The sequence below is a fragment of the Acinetobacter sp. yr461 genome (assembly GCF_900110445.1).
Lineage (GTDB): Bacteria > Pseudomonadota > Gammaproteobacteria > Pseudomonadales > Moraxellaceae > Acinetobacter > Acinetobacter calcoaceticus.
This window is the reverse complement of the sequence record NZ_FODU01000002.1, coordinates 347,928-362,009: the sequence shown is the minus strand read 5'-3', so window position 1 is coordinate 362,009 and position 14,082 is coordinate 347,928. Positions and strand designations below refer to the sequence as shown.

14 protein-coding genes are annotated in these 14,082 nt (G+C 37.5%); 5 read left to right on the top strand and 9 right to left on the bottom strand.

Translation table 11 applies throughout. From position 1 onward, the window contains the following. Positions 1 to 2: 2 nt before the first annotated feature. Positions 3 to 632: a phosphoribosylglycinamide formyltransferase gene (purN, locus tag BMW38_RS06175; RefSeq protein WP_092706577.1), complete on the bottom strand. Its 630-nt coding sequence runs from the start codon at positions 630 to 632 to the stop codon at positions 3 to 5. Next, on the bottom strand, positions 629 to 1,699 hold the full coding sequence (gene purM, locus BMW38_RS06170; RefSeq protein ID WP_092706575.1) for a phosphoribosylformylglycinamidine cyclo-ligase: 1,071 nt from the start codon (positions 1,697 to 1,699) through the stop codon (positions 629 to 631). Before purM ends, purN begins: the two co-directional genes overlap by 4 nt. A 135-nt stretch (positions 1,700 to 1,834) precedes the next feature. On the opposite strand from purM, the gene cxpE reads away from it, so the two are divergent. From cxpE to BMW38_RS06150, 4 genes are all read left to right on the top strand, one after another. After that, a complete protein-coding gene (gene cxpE, locus BMW38_RS06165; protein WP_045429480.1) occupies positions 1,835 to 3,028 on the top strand; it encodes a chloramphenicol efflux transporter CxpE in 1,194 nt (397 codons plus the stop codon). Positions 3,029 to 3,048: 20 nt separating this feature from the next. Beyond that, positions 3,049 to 3,747, top strand: a complete 699-nt coding sequence (hda, locus tag BMW38_RS06160) for a DnaA regulatory inactivator Hda (RefSeq protein ID WP_003650214.1) — start codon at positions 3,049 to 3,051, stop codon at positions 3,745 to 3,747. Positions 3,748 to 4,083: 336 nt separating this feature from the next. After that, on the top strand, positions 4,084 to 5,934 hold the full coding sequence (gene rbtA, locus BMW38_RS06155; protein WP_092706573.1) for a rhombotarget A: 1,851 nt from the start codon (positions 4,084 to 4,086) through the stop codon (positions 5,932 to 5,934). A 15-nt stretch (positions 5,935 to 5,949) separates the two neighbouring features. Continuing rightward, positions 5,950 to 8,364 (top strand): CSLREA domain-containing protein, encoded by a 2,415-nt coding sequence (locus tag BMW38_RS06150; RefSeq protein ID WP_092706571.1) that lies wholly within the window; start codon positions 5,950 to 5,952, stop codon positions 8,362 to 8,364. Positions 8,365 to 8,464: 100 nt separating this feature from the next. On the opposite strand, the gene BMW38_RS06145 is transcribed toward BMW38_RS06150, so the two are convergent. From BMW38_RS06145 to BMW38_RS06120, 5 genes are all read right to left on the bottom strand, one after another. Beyond that, positions 8,465 to 8,854 (bottom strand): DUF3106 domain-containing protein, encoded by a 390-nt coding sequence (locus BMW38_RS06145; protein ID WP_004790640.1) that lies wholly within the window; start codon positions 8,852 to 8,854, stop codon positions 8,465 to 8,467. Further along, entirely contained in the window at positions 8,844 to 9,164 is a 321-nt protein-coding gene (locus BMW38_RS06140) for a hypothetical protein (RefSeq protein WP_004643705.1), read from the bottom strand. Before BMW38_RS06140 ends, BMW38_RS06145 begins: the two co-directional genes overlap by 11 nt. After that, on the bottom strand, positions 9,154 to 9,768 hold the full coding sequence (locus tag BMW38_RS06135; protein ID WP_092706569.1) for an RNA polymerase sigma factor: 615 nt from the start codon (positions 9,766 to 9,768) through the stop codon (positions 9,154 to 9,156). The genes BMW38_RS06140 and BMW38_RS06135 overlap by 11 nt, the downstream gene beginning before the upstream one ends. A 159-nt stretch (positions 9,769 to 9,927) precedes the next feature. Continuing rightward, positions 9,928 to 10,704 carry a TrmH family RNA methyltransferase gene (locus BMW38_RS06125; RefSeq protein ID WP_092706567.1) on the bottom strand — a complete coding sequence of 259 codons (777 nt, stop codon included), beginning with the start codon at positions 10,702 to 10,704 and terminating at the stop codon, positions 9,928 to 9,930. 59 nt (positions 10,705 to 10,763) lie between these two features. Further along, positions 10,764 to 11,735 (bottom strand): class 1 fructose-bisphosphatase, encoded by a 972-nt coding sequence (locus BMW38_RS06120; RefSeq protein WP_092706565.1) that lies wholly within the window; start codon positions 11,733 to 11,735, stop codon positions 10,764 to 10,766. Positions 11,736 to 11,919: 184 nt separating this feature from the next. Here BMW38_RS06120 and BMW38_RS06115 point away from each other — a divergent pair, with 184 nt between their 5' ends. Further along, positions 11,920 to 12,105: an NF038105 family protein gene (locus BMW38_RS06115; RefSeq protein ID WP_003650227.1), complete on the top strand. Its 186-nt coding sequence runs from the start codon at positions 11,920 to 11,922 to the stop codon at positions 12,103 to 12,105. Positions 12,106 to 12,163: 58 nt separating this feature from the next. On the opposite strand, the gene pal is transcribed toward BMW38_RS06115, so the two are convergent. Both pal and tolB read right to left on the bottom strand, forming a co-directional pair. Beyond that, positions 12,164 to 12,724 carry a peptidoglycan-associated lipoprotein Pal gene (gene pal / locus BMW38_RS06110; RefSeq protein WP_009393712.1) on the bottom strand — a complete coding sequence of 187 codons (561 nt, stop codon included), beginning with the start codon at positions 12,722 to 12,724 and terminating at the stop codon, positions 12,164 to 12,166. 27 nt (positions 12,725 to 12,751) lie between these two features. Then, positions 12,752 to 14,032 carry a Tol-Pal system beta propeller repeat protein TolB gene (gene tolB / locus BMW38_RS06105; RefSeq protein ID WP_092706563.1) on the bottom strand — a complete coding sequence of 427 codons (1,281 nt, stop codon included), beginning with the start codon at positions 14,030 to 14,032 and terminating at the stop codon, positions 12,752 to 12,754. Positions 14,033 to 14,082 lie beyond the last annotated feature (50 nt).

Here is a 14,082-nt window from a genome sequence, read left to right as displayed (position 1 = left end):
CTTTACCAATTTGCAAAACGAATAGGGTGCTTAAGAACTTGATCACGGAAATAAGCTTGGCCATTTTTCCATGTAAGTTGACCGTTACATATCCACTCTGCTACTTGTGGGTAGATAAAGTGCTCAAGTGTATGTACTCGATCTGCTAATGATGCGGCAGTATCATGTTCTTTAACTGAAATAGCGGATTGGGCAATTGATTGACCAGAATCCAGTTCAGCCGTTACAAAGTGTACGGTACAACCATGTAAACGATCACCTGTGTTTAAAACACGTTGATGAGTGTTCACGCCTTTGTAAGCTGGAAGAAGTGAGGGATGTATGTTCAGCATTTTCCCTTGCCATTTATTGACAAAGGTGGGAGTTAAAATGCGCATGAAGCCGGCTAAAATAACTACATCCACTTGCCAAGCCAACAGTTGTTGATGCATTGCTTCATCAAACACTTCACGAGTTGGAAAGTCTTTATGGGAAATAACTGCCGTAGCAATATTGGCTTTTTGAGCACGCTCTAGGGCATAAGCATCTGCTTTATTAGACAGTACACCTACAATTTGCCCTGATAGATTTGCATCTATCAAGGCTTGTAAGTTACTGCCGTTCCCAGAGACTAGAACAGCAATTTTTATCATGCAAAGATCACACGAATTTTTTCGTCTGCGCCTTCCACTGATTCAGCATTTTCTTGGATATGTCCGATTTTCCAAGATTTTTCACCTTGAGCATTAAGCACTTCAATTGCTTTTTCTGCATCATTTGCATCAACCGCAATGACCATACCTACGCCACAGTTAAACGTACGGTACATTTCAAAGCGTTCTACATTGCCTTCGCGTTGTAGAAGTTGGAATAACTCAGACCATTCCCAAGAAGCTTCATCAATGACAGCTTGTGCACCATTTGGTAATACACGAGGTAAGTTACCTGGTAAACCGCCACCAGTGATGTGTGCCATAGCATGTACATCAACTTGTTTGCATAGCTCAAGAACTGGTTTTACATAGATACGAGTTGGCTCCATTGCTACATCAGCAAGAGGACGGCCATCAATCGTTTGAGTTAAATCAACATTTTTAACGTCTAAAATTTTACGTAATAATGAATAACCATTTGAGTGAGCACCACTTGATGCAACACCAATAAGCACATCACCAGACTTTACTTTAGAGCCATCAATAATTTTACTTTGCTCAACAACACCAACAGCAAAACCAGCAAGATCGTAATCTTCGCCTTCATACATGCCTGGCATTTCTGCGGTTTCCCCACCTACAAGTGCGCAACCTGCAAGCTCACAACCTTTACCAATACCAGTAACAACATTTGCAGCAACGTCAACATTTAAGTGACCAGTTGCATAATAATCAAGGAAGAATAATGGTTCTGCACCACAAACTAAAAGGTCATTTACACACATAGCCACAAGATCTTGGCCGATTGTGTCATGACGATTAAGATTAAGTGCCAAACGTAATTTAGTTCCTACACCATCGGTTCCAGAAACTAAAACAGGCTCTTCATAACCTTTAGGAATTTTGCATAGTGCACCAAAGCCACCAAGTCCGCCCATTACTTCAGGACGACTTGTACGTTTAGCGACTGACTTGATACGATCGACCAGTGCGTCGCCCGCTTCAATGTCGACACCCGCATCTTTATAGCTTAAACCGGTATTTGGGGTAGAAGTTGAGTTGCTCATAAATGAAGTCTCCGCATTGGCGGCAGATTATAACCTGAATATACGAAACTCTTATGTTATTTATGCTCGAAAATGCTATCTTTAATAAAAATATTTTTTCATTTATAACGATTAAATCAAAAAAGGCTAGATTTTATGCAAGATCGTATACTGCGCCGTATTTTTTTACTCGCAGGTATTGTATTGCTGGTATGGGTATTGTACTTACTCAAGCCTGTAGTCATTCCTTTTATCGGCGCTTTTTTCCTGGCTTATTTATTCAGTCCACTTGTTGATGTTCTGGTAAAAATCAAATTGCCTCGCTGGTTAGCAATTAGCGTGGTGTTTATAGGAATAGGTGTAACTCTAACCATCGCTTTGTGGTATTTGGTTCCTCTAATCTGGAAACAATTGGTTTATGCCCGAGATAGTATTCCAGCTGGTATTCACTGGATTAACGCTACCTTTTTGCCTTGGGTATCTTCAACTTTTAATCTCCAGGCAATGGAAATTGACACAGAGCAGATGTCAAAAGCTGTGATGGAATATGTTCAAACCAATTATAGTGCCGATAGTATTCAGTCAGTGTTATTAAAATTGGCCCAGTCTGGTTTGAATTTTATTCAGATTGGTGGAACAGTTGTTTTAATTCCAATTATTGCTTTTTATTTTTTACTAGACTGGGATCGTATGTTACAGAACTTACGTCGTCTCATTCCACGTCAATATGAAGCAACTACCTTGCAAATCGTTGGTGAATGTCATAGCGTTTTAGGGGCATTTGTTAAAGGTCAGTTTCTCGTCATGCTGTTGCTAGGCATAGTATATGCGGTTGGTTTGCAGCTCATTGGTTTGGAAGTTGGTCTTATTATTGGTATGGTGGCTGGCCTTGCCAGTATTATTCCTTATTTAGGGTTTGCAGTAGGTATTATTGCCGCGGTTATCGCAAGCTTGTTCCAGTTCGGATTGGACTGGATGCATTTATTACTCGTTGGTGTAGTTTTTATGATTGGCCAAGCGGTAGAGGGCTATATTCTACAGCCATTCTTACTGGGCGATAAAATTGGTCTATCTCCTGTAGCAGTTGTTTTTGCAGTATTGGCAGGCGCGCAACTTGCAGGATTCTTGGGAATGTTAATTGCATTGCCTGTTGCGGCTGTTATTGTAGTGTTGTTGAAACACTTAAGAGATAACTATGAAAGAAGCTCACTTTACGCTTCACCGTCTGCGTTAGTCATACAACAAGGTGATATTGAGCAAATTCATGTAGAAACCGAAAGCACTAAGCTTGATCTTGAGGTTAAAACACAGCAAGATACAGATAAACTGAAACCATCTGACCAGAAATAATTTCAAGGTTAATTCGATATATGCGTCAACTCCAACTGGATATAGAACCTCAACTTGATGCCCGAATCAGTGATTTCTCGGGACCAAGTTGGGGGAATGTAGTCGATGCTGTGCGTCAACTACATGCTGGTCTAGTCAGTAGGTTTTATATCTATGGTGGGGCAGGGACAGGTAAGAGTCATTTACTTTCCGCAATTTGTGACTCTTATTTAGAAATAGGCAAATCTGCGATTAAAGTTTCTTTGCTTGAACTCCTGGATGCTCCTATCGAAGCAATTACATCTTTAGAGCATTATGACCTTGTTGCTCTGGATGATATTGAATCGATTAGTGGTGTACCCCATTGGCAAAAAGCTGTCTTTCATTTAATGAATAATCACGAAGGGCAGTTGGTATTTTCTTCGCGTGTAGCACCTATCGAATTAAAGTTGGAATTACCAGACTTACAATCACGACTTACCCAAGCTGTCAGTGTTAAGGTACCGAGTGGAAGTTTATATGCGGATCGCTATGCTTTGGTTACATCTGTAATGTCTAGACGTGGTATTCATTTTGATCAGCAAATTGTTGACTATTTATTGTTACATGGCCCTCATCAAGCTTCTCTTTTGCTACAGACAGTTGCCCAATTAGAAAAATTACTCAAAGGCGAAAAAACAAAACTTTCGAATGCAACTTTAAGGCAAATTTATGCTTTGATTGATGAATATCAACAATAGATATTCTTTCATTTTGGTTTATTGCCTTGCCTAAATTTATAAAAACCTATTAAAAATAGAGCTTCTGGCGCAAGATTTCTAATTTCAGAGTACTTGCATTTACATCTTTTTAAATTTCCTTCTAATTTTTAAATGAATCAATTTTTGTATTTAAAAAAGTTTTTTTGAATGTATGAAGCTTTTTGTAATCTGGTTCAAAAATGACTCTACAGACCGACCAAAATGTCTTGAGAAATTCTACTTGCTGTGACAAAGTACGCACAAAGGATGCGATTGCAAAAGTGAAAAATTTGCAATATTGACAAAAAAAATGAAAAAAGATGTAAGGAGATGGGTATGCTCAAACGGAGCATTGCTTTTGCTTTATTGGCTGCTGCTGGACACGCTTATTCTGCCGATATTCAAGTCACAAGCTTAATTGATGAAGATAAAGACGATACGCTATGTACGTTGCGTGAGGCTGTACAATTTCTTAATTATCGTGCATCTTCCAATGCTGCTGATGTTGAAAAATATGCAACTGGTTATCACGGATGCGGAGGTAAAGACGCCTCTTCAAATATTATTTTGAAGCGTGATAAAGAATATGCATTGAATACAAGTATAACAATTACAGGGCCTCTCAATATTCTTACAGAGAGTGACTCTAGTTTTATTGATAATGATGCTCCAGGAACCCATAACGCTAGTATTAAAATGGCAGGTACAGACCGCCTGTTTAAAATTGATGATAATAATGTTGAAAAAGCCTCTTTCTCAGTTTCTTTGAGTGACCTTAATTTACAAGGGGCTGGCTCTAAAACTTCAGCATTAGATGGCGGGTTAATTTATAACCATGAACAATTAACTATTAAAAATTCACGTTTGCTTAATGGTTACGCCACTCATGGTGGTGCAATTTATAATGCTGGTAATTTATCTAATACTACAAGAACAGCTGGTACAGTTACCCTTACCAATAATTTAATACAGAATAATAAAGCGGGTCAGGGAGCAGTTTTATATAGTGAAATGCCTCTTTATTACATTACTCAATCTGTTTTACGTGATAATGAAGTTACAGCCGCAGATAACGCTTTATTGTATGTTCAAACTAAGTTTGCAGATGAAAGTACTGGGGGATATTTAACTTCACGTGCTATTGGATTAAGTAATAGTACAATTTTTCATAATAAAGGTGGTTTTATTGCAAATATCCGAGATGGGATGTTTGTTAATAACATTACTATGATTAAAAATGACAAAGGACTATTTCTTGATGCTCCTCAAGGAAATGCTTCTGTTTCAAACAGTATATTAGTAGGGAATACTCTAAACTGTCAGGTAGGTACAACTGATAAAGCAATTATACAAAGTAATTTGGTTACCGCTGAATGTAACCGGAATGCGACCTCAAAGCTTCCTAATATTCTTTATCCCGCTAATGAAAAATTAATTGCGGGAGATACAGATGAAGGTGTGTGCGATGTAACTGCTCAAAATGGATTGTTATGCCCTTATAACACGCCAAAAAATAGCTTTTTGGGTTTTTTTAGACCACGATTACTTGAGAATTATAAAAATTTAGCTGAATCATTGATCATTAATAAAGGACGTCTTTATAGTGATGGCTCTTCAATTGGTTTAGCGAGTTGTGAAAGATACGATCAACGTGGTAAGAGTCGGAGTGGATATGATGAGCTCTGTGATTTAGGTGCAATCGAATATATTGTAGATAGTGAAGTTTCTTCAGTTGGTCAAGATATTAAATATGGTCAGGTTGCAAAATTCGGTATTTTAGGTTCTTTAAGTGAAGCTGATTTGGTTACGCCTGCTACGTGTAAGCGATTGTTTGGTGAGCGTGCTGATGGCAAAGACTGGCAACCAGGATGTCTTAAAGTTAGACAAAGTACAGATACACCAGTTTCAAAAGGCACTATAGCCTTAGATCAAAATGGTAATGTGATTTATACGCCAAATGGAAATTGGCATGGTGCAGATATTTTTAGTATTCAAGTAGTTACTAGCGTATCTCGTTTTAATGAGGGTGAAGATTTTCAATATATTACTATCCCAACAAGAATTGTTCAGGAACCTTTATCTGGAATTGAAGATAAATCGGTGAGTACTGGCGGTGGGGGAAGTGTAGGCGGTGGTTTAATTTTAGGGTTATTTGGATTAATTGCATTACGCCGTTTCAAGTCATAAACAGGGATGTGGGCTATGAAAAATTATCAAAAAGCACTGGGTGTAATTACTGTTATCGCAGCAATGCCTTTAATGGCTCAAACAACAATAAAAGTTACAACATTTGCTGATGAAGATAATGAGAACATGAATGCATGTTCTTTACGTGAAGCTATTACAGCAGCAGAAATGCGTAAATCTTATGGTGGATGTGAAGTTTCTGCAATTGATGCAAACTATACAATTCAACTGGAAGGTGGTACTTACACCTTAAATAAAGAATTAACCCCTAAAATTGGTTTGAATATTATTGGGAAAGAAGCGACAGATTGGGAGCGAAAAGGAGTTTTAACGAATGACTATCCAGCCCAAAAGGCGCTTGAAACTCGTATAAATGCTGGGGGGAAATCACGTATCTTTAATACGGCTGTTTATCAGCAACCGTTAACATTAACTAATATTATTTTAGAAAATGGTAAAACTACTGAGTCTGGTGGTGCAATTTATGCTGGCGCCGATGTAACTTTAAAAAATAGTCAAATATTGAACTCACAGGCTTCTAAAGGTGGAGCGATTTACCTTGGGGGGAATACTGCTAGTTTAACGATGAGCCATTCTTTAATTCAAAATAATGGCCAAACGTCAACTGATGGTAGTATTCTGGCAATGAGTTGTATGTTTAATACCTCATATAGCGCACGTACTATATCATTGGATTCAAATAGTTTTGTTAATAATGGATCGACTAGTTCGATAAGTGCTTTTAATTTTTGTGGTAGCCCTACAGCCTCCTTTACAAATAATACAATTGCACAAAATATTGCGAGTCCGACTAACGGTAGTATTCTTAAATTTACAGGAGATGCTGATCCAGCAAAAAATCAAACCAGTAATTTAAGTTCGGCTAGTAGCTTAACATTGCAAAATAATACGATTGTTGAGAACTCTGCAAACACAACTTTTTTATATGATAAATTAGGTGATAAAAATTTAGATTTTAATGTATTAGCTTTTAATAACGGGTCTTATGCTTGCCGATATTTACTTGGAGCAGCAGCTGAGGAAAAAGATACTGGACTAGATTTGAGGTTTAATGGGTTAAATTTAACAGGCAATGCACCAAAATGTGATGTACCTAAAGAAGTAGTTCCTGAGGGCAACACTAATCTTGATGTAAAAAATAATACTTTAAATACTTTATTAGAGCCTATAAAAGGGCCTAATGAAAATAATGGTTTTTTACCCATTTACTATCCTAAAAATAATTTTTCAGCAGAAGACTTAATTGATGTAGATTCAGAAAGTAAAGTTACCTGCCAACCTCAAGATCAGCGTGGGTTAGCTAGATTGGTTAGTAATACATACTATTATCAAACTTTAAATAAAAATAGTTGTGATATTGGTTCAGTTGAATTAATGAAACTTACGGCAGGTGATCTAGAAGGTTTAGGTAATATTTCATTTACGACTTTAATAGAGACATATCAAAAAAGCTATGATTTGTATGATAGCCTGCTTAAAGATCCAACTACACCATCAAACTTTATCGTTTACTATAAAGTCCGTTTAGCTGAATTTAAGGATTTACTTGATAAGTTTAAAAATGATACGGCTCATGTAAATACAAAATATCGAGCAATTTACATTGATTTAAAAAATTATGGTTTTCCTCTACCAACTGAAGACATTAACCATGTATTAAAGTTTTTTAATACGGCTGATTATAATGTTAAAGCAGAACCTTTGGGTGTGGCACAAAAAGTAGAAGATTTAGATACTAAAACAGAGACTAAGAAAAACCAGAGATGTGTGTGGAATCCAACCGTACAGCAAATTCTTTTTTATCGTGTCGATGATGATGTTACTTCAAGTACAACTAATGAATTTTGTAAATATACAATTACTACTAAAGCGGGTGTGGAACTTAGTAGCGGATTGATTAAAGCAAAATTTGCAAATATTGCCCCTGTTTCTGAAGATGGCACAATAACATTTAAGTATTTAGCAAATGAAATGATTCCTTTGAATTTACTCAAATATGCAAATGATGATGGAGATGGGCCAGCTAGTACACTTAGTACAAATTCTAATAAGTCTCAATTTGCGGACTTACCAATTTATTTACCAAGCAAAACTTCAAAAGATGGAATTTTTACGGTCGTTAAGGCAGATCGAGAAGGACCGTGTCCTGGTAAAGACAGTAAAAATATATGTTACGGTGGTAATATTTATATTCAAGCTAAAAATGTCTTTAACACTTTTAACGATACACTATCTTATAATGTCTATGATGCTAATGGATTAATTTCAGCGAAACCAGGGACAATTAATCTGATAAGTACCGCAACTACTACTGATGATTCTCGAAGTGGCGGCGGTGGTGGTAGCTTAGGAATTCTATCTATAGCATCTTTACTTGGTTTAGCGGTCTATAGACGCTACCGTAAATAAACTACATATAATAAAAAGCCTTCAATTGGAGGCTTTTTATTGAAAGTATAAAAGTATATAAGTCATGAAACTCACGGGGTGTGAACTTCATATACTTATATTAATGTTCTAAATACTTATTCATATATTCTTCACGAATAGCTGTTCTTTCTTCACCATTCGCTTTAAGCATACGCTGGCGTAAATCATTACGCTCTTGTGTACTCATTTTCTGCCATGCTTCACGCATTTTTTCTTTTTCAGCATCGGGGAGCTGAGTAAACCAGTCCATACGTTGCTGTAGGTTCGTACTTTGATTCGCTGGTAACTCTTTTAAGCTCTGGTAACGTTTAATAACTGCACGTTGTTCCTCTTCAGAAAGGGCATTCCATGTGTCATCAACTTGTGTATTGGCATCTTTAGAAAAAATCCAAAATCGTTCAAAACCTGCAAAACTGGTTTGCAAGAAACTTAATGAACAAAGGATAAGAGCTAATTTTTTAGCTGCCATGTTGTACTTTATCCTCACCCAAGACCATTAGCATTTCTAAATCTTCCACCATTTGTGGGGATAATTTAGGATTTACAATCACTTGATTTTGTGGCTTATCAACAATATCTGCTGAATTAGGTAAAATTACAAAACCTGTGATCGCTGCTGCAAGTGCAAAACCAGACATTTTCCAGACACTATAAAAAGAGGCTGGTTTTTGTTGAATATGGTCAAGCACATGATTCATGACCACTGTTTTATTTTTATGGTGATGTGCCAAACTATCAAGTTTAGACGTCACCTTTTTAGTGAAATCATCATGATTCATCAGAACCTCCCAAGGGATTTAAATGGGCCAAGTACTCTCTAAGTCCCTGAATTGCTCGGTGATAATGGGTTTTTACACTACCTTCGGTACAGTTCATGATCTGAGCTGTTGTGTGTGTGTCAAAACCTTCCCACGCACGTAACATAAAAGCCTGTTGTTGACGAACTGGTAGCTTTGAAATCGCTTCTCGAATTTCTTCGATAGTCACTGCTTGATCGAGAAAATCCGCAGGATTAATGGCTTTTTCATCAACTACATCAATAATTTCGTCGTCGTCATTGTCCAGACTAACTTTTTTGAAGAATGAAAATGGGTTTGCTCTACGAGATTCTTTGCGGCGCCAATCCTGAAGTTTGTTGTTTAAAATCGTATAAAACAGGGGATACCATTCTTCTGTACTTTTATCGGCATAAGATTTGTGTAGAGCAATAAATGCTTCTTGAACCAAATCCATTGCAATACCTTGTTGACCTTGGGTAGCACTCTCCATCATCACCAAAGCACGACCAGTTACATCTTGCATGAAAACTTTCAGGCGTTGCTCAGCCGTGCTTGCATGAGCACTAGATGCTTCCGATCGAGACTTTTTCGGTGCTAAATCCATGGAGATGGAAAATCCTGTCATTGGACATACCCACCTTATCTTCAATATATCTCTTATATAACGTTGAAAAGAGGTGGGAGGTTGACAACAATCGGCTATTTTTTACTAGTGTAATTGATTTTTTTCACAAATATGTGAGATGTAAAATAAATTAACGTTTTATTGGCGTTGACGAACCATCTCAAAAAAACAAATAGATCCTGCAATTGCTACGTTTAATGACTCTTGTCCACCTGGTTGAGGAATAGTCACTGATTGTGCGTGATCTAATGCGTAATCACTAGCACCTTGACCTTCGTTTCCTAAAATCCATACACAGGGTTTTGAAAGATCTTGTGAATAGAGGCTTGTTGAGTGATGTGAGCTTGTAACAAAAACTGGAATAGGAAATTTTGGAAGAATATCTGTGAGTTGGAAGTTTTCAAAACAATGTAAGCTAAAATGAGCTCCCATACCTGCTCTTAAAACTCGTGGAGACCAAAGTGATGCAGAGCCTTGTGTGCAAATAATTTGTTTAATATTTGCTGCTGCTGCTGAACGTAGTAAGGTGCCTACGTTACCAGGATCTTGGATATTTTCTAAAATCAGGGTATCTACGTTGTAATCGATTGTTGATGAAGTTTTAGGCAGATCGATAATAGCCAAACAAGGAAGACTCGTACCTAATGTACTCAAATCTCTATATAAAACTTCACTAATAACAAAGATATGACCTTGATGCAGTTCGATTATTTCTTTTAAATCTGCGTGTTCTAATGCTTGTTCTGTCGTAAATAAAGAGAAAAGCTTCTTCTGTTGCTGTAGCCAAGCTAAACAAAGATGGGTACCTTCAAGGACTGTTTGCTGGTGTTTTTTTCGGGCGTTACTAAGTTCGATTAATCCACGCAAATGTTTAATTTTTGCATTGTCTTTTGATTCTAAAAAAATAACAGCCATAAGGAAATATCCAACAAAAGGGCACCATCATACTATGATGCCCTAAGTAATTAAAATTATTAATGATAACTTGTTACGCGTTCAACTTCATTTTTAGAACCAATAATCACAGGAACTCGTTGATGAAGTTCTGTTGGTTCAATGTCTAAAATGCGAACACGGCCTGTAGTTGATGCACCACCAGCTTGTTCAATGAGCATACTCATTGGATTTGCTTCATACATTAAACGTAAGCGACCCGCTTTTTTCGGATCTTTTAAGTCATATGGATAAAGGAAAATACCACTGCGGCATAAAATACGGTGAATATCACCCACCATACATGCTACCCAGCGCATGTTGAAATCTTTTTCACGAACAGAGGTTTTACCTGCAAGTAATTCATCAATATATTGTTTTACAGGATCTTCCCAATGACGTTGATTAGAAGCGTTAATTGCAAACTCTTGAGTATCTGCTGCAACTTGAACATTGTCAGTAGTGAGCAAGAATGTTTGAGTTTCTGGGTCTAAAGTAAAGAATGCTACGCCATTTCCAACTGTTAAAGCCATCATGGTTGATGGGCCATAAAGTACATAACCAGCAGCAACTTGCTGTGTACCAGCTTGCATGAAATCTTCTGCTTGTGTTACCGCATTTTTTGCCGGCAGAATAGAGAAAATTGTACCTACACACATATTAATATCGATGTTACTTGAACCATCTAATGGGTCAAACAAAACTAGATATTTACCATTTTCTTGGGCTGGTGTGAATTCATCAAGCTCTTCAGAAGCAAGACCACCTACTTGTGGATGAACTTTTAATGCATCGATTAAATAGTCATTAGAAATCACATCAAGTTTTTTCTGTGTTTCACCTTGAACATTTTCATTACCAGCACTTCCTAAAATACCAGCGAGCGCGCCTTTTTGTAAGGCTAGATCGATAGTTTTACAGGTAGTGGCGATAGTATCGATGACTTGAGCCAACTCCGGTGTTAGATTCCCTTTTTGTTGTTCTAAAAATTGGGACAAGGTGAGGTTGGACATAGAAAATAGCTCCTGTGCTTCAAGCATCAAAATGAGTCAGATAAATACGTGGCATATTCTAGATGAGAATGTCACAAAATAAAAATTATCTTACTTTATTTGTGTTGGATTTATGCTTACAACCCCCATTTTAAGTGGTATGTTGATTATATAACAACGGACTGTATATTTTAGGAGAATCGAAATGACAACAAAGAAGTTTGATGCGACCCCAACGGCAGGTGAACCAATCAATCTAGATGAAATTTCGAAAGAGAATGTTCAGGATGCTTGGAAAGATTATGAGGCAAAACCTGAATATAAAGATTTTAATAAGCATGATTTGATTGAATCGATGCAACATTCTGAAGAAGAAAAGAAATCTTCCTAAGTTTTGTTGTTATAAAAAAACGCTCATAAAAATATGAGCGTTTTTTTATGCGTATTCTTTATTTTAATAAAGGAGGCACTGCTTCATAATTAATTTCAACGCGGCGATTTTCTTTCCACGCAGATTCATCATGTCCTGCATTAACAGGAGCTTCTTTACCATAACTTACAGCTTCAAGTTGCTGTGGGTTTACGCCATTGGTAATTAAGTAACTTTGCACCGCTTTAGCACGACGCTCGCCTAACGCCATATTGTACTCACGTGTACCACGTTCATCTGTATGACCAGTTAAAGCAACTTTTGAATTTGCATTTGCCATAAGAAATTGTGCGTGAGCTTGAAGAGTTTGATAGTCTTCAGTAGATAAGTCACTGCTGTCATAATCAAAATGAACAACGCGTTTAGCCAAAGCAGCTTTATTTGCCTCAGTTACACCTTTAGATGAAGCACCTGCCAAATTTTGAGCATTTAATGCTGCATCTTCACTTAAACCAGAAGTGTTTACCGTACTTGGATTTGTACCAGTTGTTGTAGTCGCTGCCGGTTTGCGGCTAGCACAACCTGTCATCACAAGTGCTACGCTAAGAAAGGGTAAAGCTAAATATTTGATTGATTTCATGATCATCTCCATCAATGGAATTAAAAGTTATTTTGGTGCCCATGCCGGTTCACGTACTTCACCTTGTTCACTTGGTAAATTCATACGGAAACGTCCATCAGTAGACATAATAGACAACAAGCCACGGCTGCCTTCACGAGTTGCGTAGACCACCATTTGCCCATTTGGTGAGAAACTTGGTGATTCATCTAAACTGGTTGGGGTAAGAATATTGGTGATGCCAGTATTAATGTCCTGAATTGCAACTTTATAACTGCTACCACTTGGGCGATGAACAAGAGCAATCTTTTTGCCATCTGCACTCAAAGTTCCACGTGCATTAAATGAACCTTTAAACGTTAGACGTTTTACTGAGCCATCAGCAAAGGTATAACGATAGATTTGGGCAGAACCACCACGGTCAGAAGTGAAAATAAACGATTTTCCATCTGGTGTATAACGTGCTTCAGTATCAATTGCCGAGTCGTTCGTCATACGTTTGACTTGGCGAGTTGATAAATCCATTTGATAGATTTCAGGGTTACCATTCATAGATGCTGTAAATAGCATTGATTGGCCATCAGGTGAAAAACTCGGTGCGCCATTTAGACCTTTAAAGCTTGTGAGTACTTCACGTGTCCCTGTAGATAAATCTTGTAAATAAATTGCTGGACGTTTGGTTTCAAACGAAACATAAGCAATTTTCTTAGCATCAGGTGTCCATGCTGGAGAAAGAATTGGATCACGAGATGACAAAACAGTTTTTGGTTGTTCACCATCCGTATCTGCAATTTGTAAAGTATAACGTTCTGCAGGAGTTGCTGGATTTCTGAGTACATACGCAATACGGCCACTAAAATCACCCGGAATGCCTGTAAGTGCTTGATAAATAGCATCACTCACCATATGGCCAGCTTGACGTATGCGTGAAGCAGGTACATTTAAAAGTTCATTTAAAATGTATTGCTGCTTTTGTACATCATAAAGTTGGTAATGAACTTCAAAACCTGTAGCTGTTTGTTTAATTTGTCCAGTAACTACATATGGAATTCCGGCAGCTTGCCAGTCAGAAGCTTGAATCTGATTGATTGCAGCATTAGCAGGTAAATTTTTAGATGAGCTTGTAAAGCGTCCAGAACGATTTAAGTCAGTTTCAACAATAGGAGAGAGCCCATTGTCATTATTAAACGGGACAATAGCAATTTTAGGTGCCTGATCTGGTGCTTTAGCAATTTCCAGATATAACTGGGCAAAAGCAGTTGTAGGAGCTAGAGGGCTTAATGCGGTGATCAATGCTAAAGATAGCAGGTATTTGCGGCTCGTATTCATAAGTTTAAAGTCATAGCTGGTATTTTTGTGACTGTTGATTTTGTAGCATA

Coding starts and splice junctions, on each gene's coding strand:
- tolB (WP_092706563.1), bottom strand. CDS start 14,032: ATGAATACGAGCCGCAAATACCTGCTATCTTTAGCATTGATCACCGCA.
- BMW38_RS06150 (WP_092706571.1), top strand. CDS start 5,950: ATGAAAAATTATCAAAAAGCACTGGGTGTAATTACTGTTATCGCAGCA.
- BMW38_RS06145 (WP_004790640.1), bottom strand. CDS start 8,854: ATGGCAGCTAAAAAATTAGCTCTTATCCTTTGTTCATTAAGTTTCTTG.
- pal (WP_009393712.1), bottom strand. CDS start 12,724: ATGAAATCAATCAAATATTTAGCTTTACCCTTTCTTAGCGTAGCACTT.
- cxpE (WP_045429480.1), top strand. CDS start 1,835: ATGCAAGATCGTATACTGCGCCGTATTTTTTTACTCGCAGGTATTGTA.
- BMW38_RS06125 (WP_092706567.1), bottom strand. CDS start 10,704: ATGGCTGTTATTTTTTTAGAATCAAAAGACAATGCAAAAATTAAACAT.
- hda (WP_003650214.1), top strand. CDS start 3,049: ATGCGTCAACTCCAACTGGATATAGAACCTCAACTTGATGCCCGAATC.
- BMW38_RS06120 (WP_092706565.1), bottom strand. CDS start 11,735: ATGTCCAACCTCACCTTGTCCCAATTTTTAGAACAACAAAAAGGGAAT.
- rbtA (WP_092706573.1), top strand. CDS start 4,084: ATGCTCAAACGGAGCATTGCTTTTGCTTTATTGGCTGCTGCTGGACAC.
- BMW38_RS06135 (WP_092706569.1), bottom strand. CDS start 9,768: ATGGATTTAGCACCGAAAAAGTCTCGATCGGAAGCATCTAGTGCTCAT.
- purM (WP_092706575.1), bottom strand. CDS start 1,699: ATGAGCAACTCAACTTCTACCCCAAATACCGGTTTAAGCTATAAAGAT.
- BMW38_RS06140 (WP_004643705.1), bottom strand. CDS start 9,164: ATGAATCATGATGATTTCACTAAAAAGGTGACGTCTAAACTTGATAGT.
- BMW38_RS06115 (WP_003650227.1), top strand. CDS start 11,920: ATGACAACAAAGAAGTTTGATGCGACCCCAACGGCAGGTGAACCAATC.
- purN (WP_092706577.1), bottom strand. CDS start 632: ATGATAAAAATTGCTGTTCTAGTCTCTGGGAACGGCAGTAACTTACAA.